This window comes from Streptococcus salivarius (assembly GCF_009738225.1).
Lineage (GTDB): Bacteria > Bacillota > Bacilli > Lactobacillales > Streptococcaceae > Streptococcus.
Window position 1 is genome coordinate 1,153,489 of the sequence record NZ_CP018187.1, and the last position, 15,455, is coordinate 1,168,943.

The window sequence follows — 15,455 nt, forward strand, 5'->3', positions numbered from 1 at the left end:
AAGATGTATTAATGGAAAAACAGATTCGTTTTCGTAAGCAATCGCTTATCTTGTCTTCTGTAGCTCTTGCTACTATCTTTGCAGGGACTGCTGTATCAGCCGATGAAACAGCAACAACAACGCCAGCAACTCCTGTTACGACGACTGAGGCAGCAACTCAATCAACAACAGCTCAAACACCTATTGCCAAAGCAACTGAAGAGATTAAAGCTAAGGCCAATACGCCAGTAATCCCAGTAGAAAATGCAAAAGTGGGAGATGTTGTAGGCGTCGATGTTAATGCTACAGAGCCAACAGTAACAGCAAAAGAAAGCACTGATGGAACTGAGGCTATCGCAACAGCATCTGCGACAGCAACCGTTAAAACAACAACGCTTGCTGACAAGAATACACCTGTTGGTAAGTCAGAGCCTGTCAAATCAAGCGAGACAGCAACATCAACTGAAGAAACAGATGAATATGTGGCAACAACGACTAAAACTGTCAATAATTCGACTGTTGTCGAAGTTGTTAAAGAGGATGATGTGGTGAATCGCCAAGAAGTCAAAGGAACTACTGACATCGTCTTTATTGTCGATAAATCTGGTTCAATGGATAGCCACATCACTGACGTAGCTAATAACATTGAAAAATTAGTGCGGGATTTGGAATCTAAAAATGTGCAAGCACGTCTTGGTTTGGTTGACTATGAATCAAGCAAAAACACAGCTTACCATGATTTCGGAGGTTCTAAATTCACCACGGATACGAACGCTTTTATTGGTAAATTAAAAGCCATCCGTACTACTGGTTCAGACGAGGAAGCAACAACAGCATTATCACATATTGCAACTTCACCTGATTATACTTGGGGAACTGGTAAGAACAATCGTAGCTTCGCCTTCTTGGTCACTGACGAAGATATCGACCTTACTCCCAAAACACCAACTAAAGATGCTACACTAAAAGCCCTTCAAGATGCTGGGATTTCTTTGACCCATTGGTAAAAGGAACGAATGGTCTCTACCTCGATATCGATAAATATTTCGCTGATCTTTTGAACAAGCAATTCTCAAACTACGTTATTGAAACTGTTCAAGAAGGACGTGTTTATCGTATTCAAACGGATACTTACGAAGTGATTGCTACGACTCACTTGGTTACTAAAGCAACTAACCAGACTGAAATGGCGCAACCAGCAACTCCAACTGTACCAGGAAATGTATACTACGTTGAGGGTACGGTCTACGAGGCACCAACGCTATTACAACCAACACATAAAGAGCTTCCAGAAACAGGTTCTAGCCAATCTGCTGCTCTAGTTTCACTTGGTCTTATCAGTGCGGCACTCGGCTTAGGCATGGCAGTCAAACCAAAACGTAACTAACTCCTCGTTTGAGTTAAACACTTAATTATTGCACCCCGTGATTTACACCCCAAAATTAAGGTTTTGGGGTGTTTTTGGATTGGTATGTGACACGTATACCATAAAAACTATACTTTTCATACCATCCATATGGCCAGTTCTATTTATCTTCACTATGATATAATAGTTAGTAACATTGGAGGGAAATTATGTTAGATCAGCTTTCATTTAAAGGACAATGGCGACAGTATCAACAACGTGTTCTTGATAAATCAGAAAGTTTTATGGATGATGGAAAGATTCACTTGGTCGCTGCTCCTGGCTCTGGAAAAACGACCTTAGGAATTGAATTCATACGGCGTTTTGGTAATCCAACTTTAATTCTAGTTCCGACAGTTACTATCCGCCAACAATGGGTGGACCGGATCAAACAAGCTTTTTTAAGTGATGCTAACCAAGCAGAACAACTCATTTCACAAGACTTAAAGAGGCCTAAAATGATTACGGTTGCGACTTATCAGGCATTACATAGTGCCATGAACCAAGTTGTTGGTGATGGTCTTATCGAAGACACAGATGATACAGCTCAACAAGAGCATTTTAATTTTCAAGATTTTGATATCCGAAAAACATTTGAGGATAAAGATTTAGGGACTCTTTGTTTGGATGAGTGCCATCATTTAAGAAATGAATGGTGGAAGAGTTTAGAGATTTTTCGTAAATCCTTTCCTAAAATTAAGATGATTTCCTTGACAGCGACCCCTCCATACGAAGGAGAACCTGCTCTTTGGGAGCGTTACATCAGCATGTGTGGTGAGATTGATGAAGAAATTACAGTGCCTGAACTGGTTAAGGAAGGGACGCTCTGTCCTCACCAGGACTATGTCTACTTCGCCTTTCCAACAAAGGAAGAACGTGCACAATTGGACCAGTTTGATAAGCAGAAACTTAACTTTCTATCTAAATTGTCTAGAGATATAAACTTTTCGAACACTATTCAGTCTAGTCCAGCACTAAGTGGCCAAATTGGCTATGATGACCTATTGGCTAATCCTAAATACCTTTCCGCTACCCTGATTTTCTTACGGTCTAAAGAATTGCCTTTTCCTCAACGTTTTCAAGAACTTCTCTCTGCAAAAACCTTGCCAACTTTTACTCTTGAGTGGTTTGAAACCTTGCTTAATGGCGTGATTTTCCAAGTCCCAAATTGGTATGGATTTACCGAGGAAGCCTTTAATCAGCTAAAGAGTGATTTGAAAGCAAATGGTCTTATCGAGAGAAATCAAGTTAAACTTATCCGGAATAAGAAGCAAGATGTCCTGCTTAATCAATCATTGGGAAAACTCAATGCTATTAGAGATATTTTTAAGGCAGAATACCAGTCTCTAGGAAATAATCTCCGTCAACTTGTTTTGACAGACTTTATACGTAAGGATTTTCAAATTCATCTAGGCGATAACAGTGCACAATTTACCCAACTAGGTGTGTTATCTTACTTTGAATCTATTCGTAGAGAAATGATTGAACAGTCTTGGACGGTGCCTGTGGCTGTATTGACAGGAAGTATAGTGATTATTCCAACTTCAGCTAAAGAACATCTAGAGCGACTCATTCCTAATTCTCGTTTATCCTATGATGTTATTGGACAGTTGAGCCAAGAAGACTATCTTAAGGTGAGTGTTTCTGGTTCTCACCATGATCTAGTGACTACCCTTACCCAACTTTTCCAAGAAGGACATATTCAGGTGATTATTGGGACCAAGTCTTTATTGGGCGAAGGTTGGGATGCCCCTTGTGTTAACTCCCTTATTTTAGCTAGTTTTGTTGGAAGCTTCATGCTAAGTAATCAGATGCGAGGCCGTGCCATCCGTGTCTGCCCAGACAATCCTAATAAAACGAGTAATATCTGGCATTTGGTTTCTATTAATTTATCACCTAGGAGATGGTTTGATTTTCAAGATGAGAAAGAAAAATACGATGAGACATTAGAGCTACAGTTGTATGTACTTAGTCCTGACTTAGATTTGTTAGATCGGCGTATGACACAGTTTCTGGGCCTCCATTATCAAGAGCCTACTATCGAATCTGGTATTGATCGCCTTGACCTCAATCAAATAACTTTTAGCCGAAAGGGTCTAGAAAAACTTAATCAAAATGCCATTACACTATCTCAAAAACGTCAGGAGCTTAAAGACCGTTGGCAACAAGCCCTCCCGCTATACGAAGAAATGGAAGTGGTCAACCAAGTTGAGGTCGACAAACAATTTCTACCGTTGGTATACCTTAATGATTGGATGAAGGCCTTTCTTATTTCCCAAGCCCTTGCTGCCACTTTTTTTATTATTGATTTGGGAAGATATTTGATTGTTGGGAAGCCGTTTGATCAAAGCCTACCAATATTCTTACTTGCGCTACTTGTACTGGCTATCTTTTGGGGAAGATATTTTATCTATAAGAGCCCCTATAAACGTTTGGAAATTTTTGGCAAAGCTATCCATCAAGCCCTGCTGGATTCAGGTCAGATTGAGACTAAAGAATCTGCTCCTAGAGTGGTAAAAGACAGTAAACAAGCGATTTATAACGCCATCTATCTCAAGGGTGCTAGCATGAGGGAAAAAGAAATCTTTGCTCAGACTATGACTGAATTTTTCGCTCCTATCGAAAATCAGCGCTATATCTTAAAGGCTTGTCACAAAGTGAAGGACCAAACCGAATTTTTTGCCGTTCCAAGTATGTTTGAAAAGCGAAAGGCAGATGCAGAGTCTTTCCTCCGACATATACAAAAAAGCCTAGGAAAATATGATCTTATTTATACGCGAAGTGTTCAAGGTCGTCCTATTCTCCTAGAAGCCCGCATCAAGGCACTTGGAAATAAGCAAGAACGAACAGTTACACATAAAAAAGTCATGTCAACTTTAGAATGATAAATAGCCCTAACCACTTTAACCGTTTTTATCATGATATAATAAACCAAAGAGAATATATTGGAGAATTCTATGACACTCACACATATTTTTTTCGACCTAGATGGTACCCTCGTTGATAGTTCTGAGGGTATTCACAATGGTTTTGTTCAAACTTTTGAAAGACTGGGCCTTCCTGTTCCTAGTGATCAGAAAATTCGTACCTTTATGGGACCACCTCTCGAGGTAACCTTTAAAGAAGAGGTTAGTGAAGAAGGTGCTGCCAAAGCTGTCAAGATTTATCGTGACTATTATGAGACCAAAGGACAATTGGAAGCTCACCTCTATGATGGTATTAAGGAAGTTCTTGAACAACTTAGTAAAGACCCTAACAAGAAAATCTTTATCACAACTTCAAAAAATGAACCCATTGCCCTAGAAATGTGCCAACACCTTGGTATTACTGAATATTTTGAAGGTATTTATGGATCTACCCCTGCTGCTTTTCATAAGGCTGATGTCTTGCAGCGTGCCATTACTGAAAATCAAGCCCCTAAAGACCAGTCCGTCATTGTTGGTGATACCAAGTTTGATTTGATTGGTGGAAAAACAGTTGGCATCAAAACAATAGCGGTGACCTGGGGATTCGGGGCTAACGAAACCCTATTAGCAGAAAATCCAGATTTTGTAACTGAGACTACCCAAGAACTCTGGGATATTTTGAAATAATAAGTGATACATGAAAAGAGCATGACTAGACAATCATGCTTTTTTTCTATTGAATCTAGATTACATCTGAACAATGATATCCAGACAAAGCTCCAAAGCCTTATCAAAAGCCTCTGAGCCCCAATCTCTTTGATCGTAATTGTCAATATCTGCAAGGGAATCTGCCGTAAAGAGTAGTAATCCCCAAATAGCTCCTCGAAGTTGAGCAACTGCTGCAAGTGCAGAACATTCCATCTCTACAACACTACATCCCTCTTCAATGCGATAGGAAACCTTATCTGGTGTTTCTCTATAAAAACCATCTGTCGACCAGGTCATGACCTCTTCATAGGGGATTTTCTTTTGTTTTAAAGTTTTCTCAATAGCTTCCAGAGCTTGTTTATTCATGTCTATATAGCGGGATGGAGCTACATAGTGGTAACTCGCTCCTTCATCCCTCAACGCTCTAGTAGGAATCAAAAAAACATTTTCCTTCATGTTTACCAAAACGCCACAAGTTCCAGTTGAAATGATTTGCTTTACGCCATAACCAATCAACCAATCCAGAAATTGTGCAGCTGCAGCTGAACCAACTGGAGCTTGAGCCAAGCAAATCTCCTCCCCATTGTAAGTCATAACAAATATAGGATAAGTTTTGGTCGCAGAGACAAACTCTCCAACTTTTTCAGCACCAACAGCATTCGCATAGCGTTCGATTTCTTCTTCTAAAAAGGCGTAAATACACTTAGCCGGTAAGTTCAAGTCTAAATCCTCATGGGTTGGCATAATCACAGCCTGAGGATTGTCATCAAACTCTAAAATTGGGATTTCATGTTTGTGTATCATCTGTTACCTCCTAAGTTTTAAGAATTATTATATCAAAAATTCAAACTGATTATATGATTTCATATAATCTATTAGCTTATAATCAAGAAAAATAGATGATTAAATCATAACACCTAAAAAAAGACATGAATCTGTTTTAGTCAGAAACATGTCTTATTTGTGTTCTATTCAAGAAAGATTATTTCAATTATCTTTTATTGTCTCACGAAAACTTCTGATGTTAAGAATCTATTCACGATACTCTGATGACTGTAGAAGAAGACAAAAAAATGGTACAGAATATTAAATGAATTCTGTACCATTTTTTTATTGAGTCTAATCAATTTTCGCAACATTGAGAAGCAGCGAGCTAGTCAAAACAGACACAGAACTAAGGGCCATAGCAAGACCTGCTAGTTCTGGATTGAGGGTCAATCCCAGTCCTACAAAGACTCCAGCAGCAATTGGAATCCCAAGGATATTGTAGATAGAGGCCCAGAAGAGATTGAGTAAGATCCTGCGGAAGGTCTTTTGACTCATGTCAAAGGCGCGCACAACGCCAAGCAAATCATTTTGCGTGAGCACGATGCCACCGGACTCGATCGCAATATCCGTTCCAGATCCCATAGCGATCCCCACATCCGCGATCGAGAGAGCTGGAGCATCATTGATCCCATCTCCAACAAACGCGACCTTGCTAGCTTCTTGCAGTTTTTGGATGGCGCTAGCTTTTTCTTGAGGAAGGACATCAGCAATGACGGTGTCAATTCCCACTTGCTTAGCAATAGCTTGGGCCACCCGTTCATTATCCCCCGTTAACATGACCGTTTTCAAGCCCCGTTCTTTGAGCTTTTTGATCGCTTCTTTTGAGCTGGCCTTCGGAGCATCTTGAATGGCAATCAAGCCAATCACTTGCCCATCCACAGACAAACTGATCACTGTTTTGGCCTGCTCTTGCAACTCTACCATCCGTTTTTCAAGCTCCGGATCCATCGCTGTCCCGTCATGAAGTTTGCCATTTCCCAAGGTCACCAACTGCTGGTCGATCTGACCTTGGACCCCTTTTCCTTCAATCGCTTGGAAGTTTTCCACAGGGGATAACACCAAACCTTTTTCTTCTGCTTGGGATAACACCGCTTGGGCTAGTGGATGTTCTGAAAAAGTTTCAAGACTAGCAGCCAGTGTCAAGACACGCGCTTCATCTCCTACAACATCGGTTACAAGTGGTTGGCCAATGGTAATAGTCCCTGTCTTATCAAACACAACGGTTTGAATCTTTTGCACTTCTTGAAGAACTGTTCCATTTTTAATCAGAACCCCCATCTTGGCACTACGGCCGGTTCCGACCATCAGGGCTGTTGGGGTTGCTAAACCAAGGGCACAAGGACAGGCAATAATGAGGACAGAGACTGCATAGAGCATGGCCTCTTGAAGCGACGCGCCCAGAAGCACGGACCAAACCCAGAAAGTCGCAATGGCCAAAATCGTCACCACTGGAACAAAGATACCTGAAATCTTATCCGTCAAATCTTGAATAGGAGCACGACTGGATTGGGCCATTTTGACAAAGTCCACAATTTGAGATAAGAGGGTCTCACTACCGACTTTTTCAGCCTTAAAGAGAATGGTCCCATTGCTGTTGATAGTGGAGCCGATAACTGCATCACCAACTGATTTTTCCACAGGCAAGCTTTCACCTGTCACCATCGACTCATCAATGGTCGTACTTCCTTCTACAATCGTCCCATCAACCGCAATCTTTTCCCCAGGACGGACCCGAATCAAGTCATTAATTTGGATATCTTCTGCCGCCACCTCGACATAGTTCCCATCACGGAGAACTTGAGCCGTTTTTGCCTGCAAATCCAACAACTTTTCCACAGCCTCAGAGGCATTGTTACGCATCCGTTCTTCAAAGATTTGCCCTAAAAGGATAAAGAAGATGATAAAACCCGCAGCCTCAAAGTATACTGGCTGACCAGTAAAAAGGGCAAATACACTATAGACATAGGCTACCAGGGTTCCAAGAGCTACCAAGGTATCCATATTGGAATGGTGCTTCTTAAATGAGGCCCAGGCACTCTTGATAAAAGGTACTCCTGCTACCAACATGATCGGCGTTGTCGCTAGAAAAGTCCCCCAGCGACTGACTGAATGGGATACAAATCCTGCCCACATCCCGATCATCAAGATCAATAAAGGAAGGGTAAAGATACTAGTAATCCAAAAGCGACCCCGTAAACTTAAGACACGACGGCGTTTTTCCACAACCGAGTAGGAACCCTTTTGCATCTTCATTCCACATGAAAACTCGAAGTCCCCTGTTTCTGTCGGGGTAAAGGATATCACCTTATCCACACCGACTTCCAAAGGCTCTAAAATCCCCTGATCTTCAAATAAAATTTCCTTGTAACAACCGGAAGGATTGACCCGATGGAAGGTGATTTCAGCAGGGATCCCTTTTTGAAGTTGAAATTCCTTTGGACTATAGCCTTTTTCTGCTGTAATACGGATCTTTTGCACTCCGTTTTCCACAACTGCTTTTTGTTTTTCTACCATACCTACTCCTTTATTCCACAATCATGTGACCATGCATCATGTTCATTCCACATGAATACCCATATTCGCCCGCTTTTTCTGGCGTAATTTCAATGACATGTTTTTCACCTAAAGGCAAATCTTCATGAACGCCAAAATCTGGAAAGATCACTTGAGCCAGACATGAAGATGGATCCTTGCGATTAAAGATGATCCGTGCTGGAACATTCTTTTTCAGGACAATGGTTTCAGGCGAATAGCCCCCCATGACTTCGACTTCAATTTCTTGATAACCTGATTTCTGACGAGCGTGGCCGCTTACCTTTTCATGCTCTGCAAAGAACCACCAAGCAATAAAAGCAACCAAAAGTAAACAAACAATACTAATTAACAATCCAAACATGGAATTTCCTTCTTTCTATGACATACAATTGCAGCGGACTGTTTCGACAGCCTCTGCTTTCTTTTCTTCGAGGACCTGCTGTAGCTGATTAAGATCTGCAAGCGTAAAGTCACTCGCCTGAACCAAGTTTTCAAGAACCTGAACAATTCTTTTTGAGCAAACCTTGTCTTTCACCTCCTCAACCACCAAGTCTAAACTCTGGTCCTGCGTCAACAATGCCGAGTAAACAAAGGCTTTGCCTGTTTTTTCTCTAGTCAAGCACCCCTTTTCCACCAAGCGGAGCAAGAGGGTCTTGATGGTCGACTTCGACCAGTCAAAGCGCTCGGACAAGACGGCAATCAAATCCGTGCTGGTCTGCTTGCCTTCCATCCAGATAATCTTCATGATGCGCCATTCCGCATTGGAAATCTGCATGACCTCTCCTTTTTAAATCTACATTTGTAAACCTTACAATGTCATTCTACTCCTAAGGTTTACATTTGTCAACTAAAAGTTATAAAAAAAACAAATCTTCCTTTGAAAATTTGTCTGGTTGGGCTTTTTTCACTCCTTATTTTTATCTCCCTAAATTGTCAAATTAAGTTAGATTTTTCATGTAAGTCAGAAAAACTTGGTATGGTGTTTAATAATTCAAAGACTTCCTAGGAATTCTATTTCTTTTATCAGCTGTAGCTGATAAATAATTTTGAGAAATATTCGTAAAATCCATTTGTTTAGGTAGTCCATTTCGTCTTAATAAGCCATTAGAATGTTCATTGAGACCTTGTTGCCCAGGACATCCTGGATCCGCAAAGAAAATATCAATGTCATGTGCATTCGAAATAGATTTCCAATTATAAAATTCTTTTCCGCAATCAAAAGTGATCGACTTAATTCGTTACTCTATCACAATCATAGCCTTAATAGACTTACGTTCATCCATATCTTTATAGGCTTGATTAATATCTTCCAATTTATAACTTGTCGTAAAGACTCGGCCTGGATTGATGTCGCCATCAAGAACAGCTTTTAACAAAACTTGTTTATCATAGGTTGTGACAGAGGCTGGTCCGCCACCAATCGTTGTATTTTGTCCAAAGGTTGATCCAATGGCACGATTTTCATAGTGTGGAACACCAACAAATCCCATACGACCACCATTATGAAGGACTCCAAGAGCTTGATCTACCGCTGCTTCTGTACCGACACATTCGAGAGCTGCATCTGCTCCTCCCCCGAGGATTTCACGGACTTTGGCAATGCCTTTTTCGCCACGTTCAGCAACAACTGAAGTCGCACCAGACTCCAAAGCCATTTTTTGACGATCTTCATGACGACTCATAAGGACAATTTGTGAAGCTCCACGCATCTTAGCTGCTATGACAGCACATTGCCCAACAGCCCCATCGCCGATAACGACCACCTTGTCACCTTTTTGCACATTAGCCACACGCGCCGCATGGTAACCCGTCGGCATGACATCAGCCAGTGTCAAAAGTGACTTGAGCATGTCTTCACTATAATCTGAAGATTGCCCAGGAATTTTGACAAGGGCCCAGTTGGCAAAGTGGAAACGGATATACTCAGCCTGCACGCCCCCAGACCAGTTATTACCTGGGTGGTTGTCACAAGAGCCATCAAAACCAGCACGACAGGCATCACACTGTCCACAACCATGTGTGAAAGGGGCAATGACAAAGTCACCTGGTTTTACTGTAGTAACTTCCTCGCCAACTTCTTCGACAATTCCGATAGCCTCATGACCGCTATTTCTATGTCCTTCTTCCATTTCCGGATTACGGTAACTCCAAAGGTCCGATCCACAAACGCAAGTGCGAATAATGCGAATAATGGCATCATCTGCTGCTACGATTTGCGGGCGATCAATTTCTGCTAGACCAACCTGCCCAGCTTTGACATAAACTGCTGATTTCATTTAATAACCTCTATTCTTTCGTTACTGATAGTATATACTTTTTAACAAGAAATCGCTCACATCAATCACTCCCTATTACGGTCATATTTAGTTACTTAATCATATTTTTTCCCATACTTCTTTTCAAGCATTTTCTTAACTAGATATGGCATCTTGACATTCTCTCGACCTTTTTTAGCAATCAATTTTTTGACGAAATCAGGCATCTGAATATCTTCTTCCTCTTCTAAAATCTGTCCTGTGTTTGAAGGAGCTTCCAACTCATCAAAAGTCTCTAGTTGAGGATGATAGTAACGATAGTCACCGTCTATATGAGACTGAATGGTTGAAAGAAGGGCTTTAATCAAACGAGTATCGCTATTTGGCATAGGAGGACGGTGATAGGTCACACCAAGCTCATGACAAAGCTCCTTACACTCCACATCATTATCAAAAAGAACCTCAATATGCTCACTAATAAAAGCTATCGGGACAAAAATATAGTGGTCAGGGTGCTCCTTCTCATCATGAAGGTATTCTAAGACATCAGGTTTAATCCAAGGGATACCAATATCACTTTCACTCTGCCATGTATTGTTATACTGGTCTTCTTCAAGGCCTAAAATTTTCACAATCAAGCGAGTATTGTCATAAATCTGATCTATATAAGGATCACCAAAATCAAGGGCCAAAACTGGGACACTATGAGCTGAAAAAATCACCTTATAGCTGTCATCTCTAATTTGATCTAAAATATTTCGAATCTCATCAGCCCAATAGTAGAGTAGGTCGTGTTCACGGTACCAGTCCTTGATAATTTGAAACCTAATCTGCTCACTTTTTAAAAATTTCTCATATCCCATGACAGAATAGTAAGAATAATGAGGCTCTAAAATCAAGCACAAACATTCTTCAATTCCGTCATTCTCCATCTCTTTGATTACATCAGTGATAAAAGGGCGGGAAAATTTATTAGCAAAGTATACTGATGCGTGTTCTCCAAGAGCAGAAGCAACCAGATCCACTTCTTCTCTAGTTATCCTTTGAAGTGGAGTTCCGCCAATTCGTACGTAATTGTCATATAAAGTCTGAATTTCATGTGGTTCAGGACGAACACCACGTCGGATATTCGTGAAAAATTCCGCTACTCCTTCATAGGTAATCTCTTCTGGTGACCCAAAGGTCATCATCAACACAGCTCTCTTACTCATAAATACTCCTTGTTTCACGTTTATTCTATTTTAGCATGAAAAGGCTTACTTTAGGGAACTTAGTATCAAAATAACTCTTAAAGGTAGACTTTAAGAGTTTAAAAACAAACCTTAATGATGGTTTTGCTGCTCACTTTCTGCTTCCAGCTCTTCGATATTTCGCTTGTGGGCGCGGTGAGTTGCTAGGTCTTCATCCACTTCGATGGTGACATTTTGAAAGCCACAGTCTTTAAGCAAGGTGCGGATAGACTCTTTACAGACCTCCATATGCTTGACATGCTCCAGACAAACATGGACAATAGCATTCTTCTCTAAGCCGTCCATGGTCCAGAGATTGAGCTGATTGATACTAGCAACATGGTCCAATTCAGCCAAATCCGTCTTTATCTTCTGGATGTTCACCCCTTCTGGTACAGCATCCAGGAAAATCTTGAGCGTGCTCCAAAAACGTGGAATGGCTTTTGATAGAATAAAGAAGGAAATGGCAAGGGACAGGAGCGGATCCAGGATATACCAGTCAGTAAATCGGAGAACAATGGCCATCAAGATGACGGCCAACCAACCCAAGGTGTCTTCCAAAAAGTGCAGGCTGAGAATGGATTCATTCTTGGTTTGCCCCTTGCGAATGACCAGACTCGCCAGCACATTGACACTGATAGCAATAATTCCCAACCAAAGAAGCCCTTCGTCATTGATGGGCTGTGGGTGGAAAAGCTTGCTTACATTTTCTAAAATCACCATACCAGACCCTGTCATCAGAATCACAGCGGTCACCATGGCACCTAAAAGGCTAAAACGCTTGTAGCCCAAGGTGTAATGGCTGTCTTCTTTCCGATTGGAAATGCTCTCTAGAAAAGCTGAGATGCCAATGGCGATTGCATCTCCAAAGTCATGGACCGAATCAGCGAGAACTGCACTAGAACCAAAAATTCCACCCGCAATAAATTCAACAATGGCAAAGCTTAGATTTAATAAAAAAGCCAACCAAACCGCATATTTTGTCTTCATTATATTTCTTCCTTTGTTATAATAGATTCATGAACATCATGTTCATTATCTATTATCCAATACTATCAACAGAAAGGATAGGGGCAAACCGTTCGCTGTGTACGTTACTGAACAGTTTGTTCATAGTGTCCATATGACTGCACAAGATCGTCGCATTACCAAGACTAGAAAAGCCATCTATCAAGCTTTCTTGCGCTTACTTAACCAAAAAGATTATGAGACCATCACCGTTCAGGAGATTATTGACTTGGCTGATGTAGGACGTTCGACCTTTTACAGCCATTATGAGAGCAAAGAGTTACTACTGGATGAGCTCTGCCAAAAACTCTTTCACCATTTGTTTGAGCGTGCTCAACACCTCTCTCCACAAGACTACCTAGCACATATCTTTCAACATTTTAAGAAAAATCAAGACCATGTAACCAGTCTCTTACTCTCCAAAAATGATTATTTTATCCGGCAACTGCGAAAAGAGCTAGAACATGATGTCTATCCAATGGTTGCCGAGGAGCTGATTCAATCGCACCCAACCATCCCTCACTCCTATCTCAAGCATCTGGTCGTCAGCCATTTCATTGAAACCCTCAGCTGGTGGTTGAAAAAAGGCAAGTCCTATAGCGAGCAGGAAGCTGTCCAGTTTTATTTGGAGATACTGAAAGTTGGTTCAAACTAGAAAGAAGTTTTTTTAATGACCCTCACTCAATTTTATTTTCTCTTTCCAGCCTTATTCATGCTTCACGAACTTGAGGAAATCATATGGATGCCCTCCTTTGTCAAAAAACTATCAGCACAGTTTCCAGATATTCGATTCCTTTCTTATTACACTCCTTTTACTTTCAATGCCATTGTCAAGGAAATGGCAAGGGACAGGAGCGGATCCTGCTTCTATCACTTTTTCTTAGCTATCAGTTTAGCAACTATACTATTTACGCAACCATTGTAATTGCTTATATCTACCATATTTTCGGACATCTGATTCAGACAATTGTCCTTCGAAAATATGTTCCTGGCTTGTTAACGGGCAGTTTAACGAGCTTGTTCTCCATCGCATTTCTCAAAATTGAAATTTCAGTCAAACTCTATGGTTTCTCTTTTTTGACTTTACTGGTTATCGTTTTAAATCTTCTAGTATCATTTATGATTCTTCATAAAATCAGTCATAAAAAATAGCACTCAGACAATCATATCTTAGAAAGGAAACATCTATGTCACTTTATCTAATCTTTAGCATCATCACAGTCTTCTTAGCGCTTGCTTTTGTCCTGCTTCATTTGTTGGCCTCCCTTTCTGAAGTTAAAAAAGGAAATCACACTCTAGGAAATCAATTTCTCCTCATCGGAAGTAGCCTTGCGACTTTGTCTCTCTTCCTCTACTTCTTTTTCTCGATTGTCGCACTATCTCTTTGGATGATTGGTTGTGGGGTAATTTGCTACGGAGCCTATTGGAATGGCAAGCACAAAGAAAACTTCAATCCAGCCCACCATGTCATTCGGATTGGCATCGCTCTGATTCTTACCATTTTGTTAGCCCTCATATAAGAAAAGAGGCTGGGACAAAAGTCCTAGCCTCTTATTTGTTTTTGTATTGTCGAGCAAGACGCAGTGGTTGAGTGGGCTCTACTACGCTGATTACATCAGCTTTTACAGCCCTACTCAACTGTGCGGAGGTGGGACGACGAAATCGAATTCTAACGAATTACCGATTTCTGTCCCACTCTCTTTTTTGTATTTACGAAATCAATAAGGAATTAAAAATCCTGCTTTTCTTTAAACATTATAATTTTTTCTTGGCAGTAATCCATTAATTTCCGTGCTTTTTCAAATGAATAGCCTTTTTCAGATACCGGCTTGACTTTCTTTTCATCAAAATAGTAGCCTGTCAAGCCCCTGACTTCCTCTGATAAGGTGAGATAATAGCCTGTTTCGATTCCCTGATCTAGATCTTTTGAAAGAGACTTCATCAAGCGTCTGAAGAGAGACTTTTTCGTCCTTTCATCACTAGAATGATTCCCTAAGTTGGTTGAAATCAAGCCAGGATGATAGGCATTAATGGTGATGTTTGAACCTCTTAAAAAGAAGTCTCTTGCTAGATAGCGTGTCATCCAAATGGTATAGAGTTTGGAATTATTATAGGCCAATCCTGGATGATAGTTGTTCTCAAATCCAAAGTCCAAATCCTTGACCTTGGCAAAATGATGCATATAGGAAGAAGTATTAATGACACGGCCGTCAGCTGCTTTTTCTAACAAAGGGCTTAGCTCAGTTGTTAACATATAGGGAACCAGAACGGATAACATAAAAGTCAACTCGACATTTTCAGCACTCGCTTTTCGTTCTTTTCCTGCATACAGTCCCGCATTGTTAAACAAGACATCGATCCTTTGAAAATCTCGCTTGATTTCCTCCGCAAATCGATAAACATCATCTAATTTTGAAAAATCTGCCAAGTAGCTTGAAACTCTGCCTCTCAGGGAAACTGCCCGAACCTCTTGAAGCGCCAATTCCAGTTTTTGAGGATTTCGTCCATGAAGAATGACCTGATGGCCTTCACTAGCCAGTTTCTTTGCCAAGTGCTTTCCAATGCCATCCGTAGCACCGGTTATTAGAATAGTTTTGACCAT

General features: G+C 40.8%; 14 protein-coding genes and 2 pseudogenes. 7 read left to right on the forward strand and 9 right to left on the reverse strand.

All coding sequences use genetic code 11. The features are described 5' to 3' along the window. Positions 1-11 precede the first annotated feature (11 nt). The 4 genes from BSR19_RS05675 (at position 12) to BSR19_RS05685 (ending at position 4,977) form a co-directional block, all read left to right on the forward strand. Positions 12-986, forward strand: a complete 975-nt coding sequence (locus tag BSR19_RS05675; protein WP_231605953.1) for a VWA domain-containing protein — start codon at positions 12-14, stop codon at positions 984-986. Then, a complete protein-coding gene (locus BSR19_RS11615; RefSeq protein WP_231605954.1) occupies positions 980-1,366 on the forward strand; it encodes an LPXTG cell wall anchor domain-containing protein in 387 nt (128 codons plus the stop codon). Before BSR19_RS05675 ends, BSR19_RS11615 begins: the two co-directional genes overlap by 7 nt. A 188-nt stretch (positions 1,367-1,554) precedes the next feature. Then, positions 1,555-4,269, forward strand: coding sequence for a DEAD/DEAH box helicase family protein (locus BSR19_RS05680; RefSeq protein ID WP_156246737.1), 2,715 nt, complete (start codon positions 1,555-1,557; stop codon positions 4,267-4,269). A gap of 72 nt (positions 4,270-4,341) precedes the next feature. Beyond that, positions 4,342-4,977 (forward strand): HAD hydrolase-like protein, encoded by a 636-nt coding sequence (locus tag BSR19_RS05685; RefSeq protein ID WP_156246738.1) that lies wholly within the window; start codon positions 4,342-4,344, stop codon positions 4,975-4,977. A 60-nt stretch (positions 4,978-5,037) separates the two neighbouring features. On the opposite strand, the gene BSR19_RS05690 is transcribed toward BSR19_RS05685, so the two are convergent. From BSR19_RS05690 to BSR19_RS05725, 8 genes and pseudogenes are all read right to left on the reverse strand, one after another. Further along, the gene (locus BSR19_RS05690) at positions 5,038-5,802 is read right to left on the reverse strand and encodes a nucleoside phosphorylase (protein ID WP_156246739.1); all 765 of its coding nucleotides are present in this window, start codon (positions 5,800-5,802) and stop codon (positions 5,038-5,040) included. Between the two features lie 315 nt (positions 5,803-6,117). Then, a complete protein-coding gene (locus BSR19_RS05695) occupies positions 6,118-8,340 on the reverse strand; it encodes a heavy metal translocating P-type ATPase (protein WP_156246740.1) in 2,223 nt (740 codons plus the stop codon). A gap of 10 nt (positions 8,341-8,350) precedes the next feature. Continuing rightward, on the reverse strand, positions 8,351-8,722 hold the full coding sequence (locus BSR19_RS05700; protein WP_009731652.1) for a cupredoxin domain-containing protein: 372 nt from the start codon (positions 8,720-8,722) through the stop codon (positions 8,351-8,353). Between the two features lie 15 nt (positions 8,723-8,737). Further along, positions 8,738-9,136: a CopY/TcrY family copper transport repressor gene (locus BSR19_RS05705; protein ID WP_156246741.1), complete on the reverse strand. Its 399-nt coding sequence runs from the start codon at positions 9,134-9,136 to the stop codon at positions 8,738-8,740. 208 nt (positions 9,137-9,344) lie between these two features. Continuing rightward, positions 9,345-9,593: pseudogene (locus tag BSR19_RS05710) on the reverse strand (IS30 family transposase); the annotation flags it as partial. A 6-nt stretch (positions 9,594-9,599) separates the two neighbouring features. Next, positions 9,600-10,637, reverse strand: coding sequence for a zinc-binding dehydrogenase (locus BSR19_RS05715; protein WP_037599918.1), 1,038 nt, complete (start codon positions 10,635-10,637; stop codon positions 9,600-9,602). A 95-nt stretch (positions 10,638-10,732) separates the two neighbouring features. After that, positions 10,733-11,827, reverse strand: a complete 1,095-nt coding sequence (gene hemH / locus BSR19_RS05720) for a ferrochelatase (protein WP_037599921.1) — start codon at positions 11,825-11,827, stop codon at positions 10,733-10,735. Between the two features lie 111 nt (positions 11,828-11,938). Continuing rightward, complete coding sequence (locus BSR19_RS05725; RefSeq protein WP_156246742.1) at positions 11,939-12,835, reverse strand: cation diffusion facilitator family transporter; 897 nt, start codon at positions 12,833-12,835, stop codon at positions 11,939-11,941. A gap of 133 nt (positions 12,836-12,968) precedes the next feature. Here BSR19_RS05725 and BSR19_RS05730 point away from each other — a divergent pair, with 133 nt between their 5' ends. The 3 genes and pseudogenes from BSR19_RS05730 to BSR19_RS05740 all read left to right on the forward strand — a co-directional run bounded on the left by BSR19_RS05730 (position 12,969) and on the right by BSR19_RS05740 (position 14,373). After that, positions 12,969-13,508, forward strand: coding sequence for a TetR/AcrR family transcriptional regulator (locus BSR19_RS05730; RefSeq protein WP_224111184.1), 540 nt, complete (start codon positions 12,969-12,971; stop codon positions 13,506-13,508). A gap of 15 nt (positions 13,509-13,523) precedes the next feature. Next, positions 13,524-14,005: pseudogene (locus BSR19_RS05735) on the forward strand (HXXEE domain-containing protein). A 35-nt stretch (positions 14,006-14,040) separates the two neighbouring features. After that, complete coding sequence (locus tag BSR19_RS05740) at positions 14,041-14,373, forward strand: hypothetical protein (RefSeq protein WP_060973321.1); 333 nt, start codon at positions 14,041-14,043, stop codon at positions 14,371-14,373. Between the two features lie 209 nt (positions 14,374-14,582). Here the strand turns inward: BSR19_RS05740 and BSR19_RS05750 are convergent, their stop codons facing one another. After that, positions 14,583-15,455, reverse strand: a complete 873-nt coding sequence (locus tag BSR19_RS05750) for an SDR family NAD(P)-dependent oxidoreductase (protein WP_060972964.1) — start codon at positions 15,453-15,455, stop codon at positions 14,583-14,585.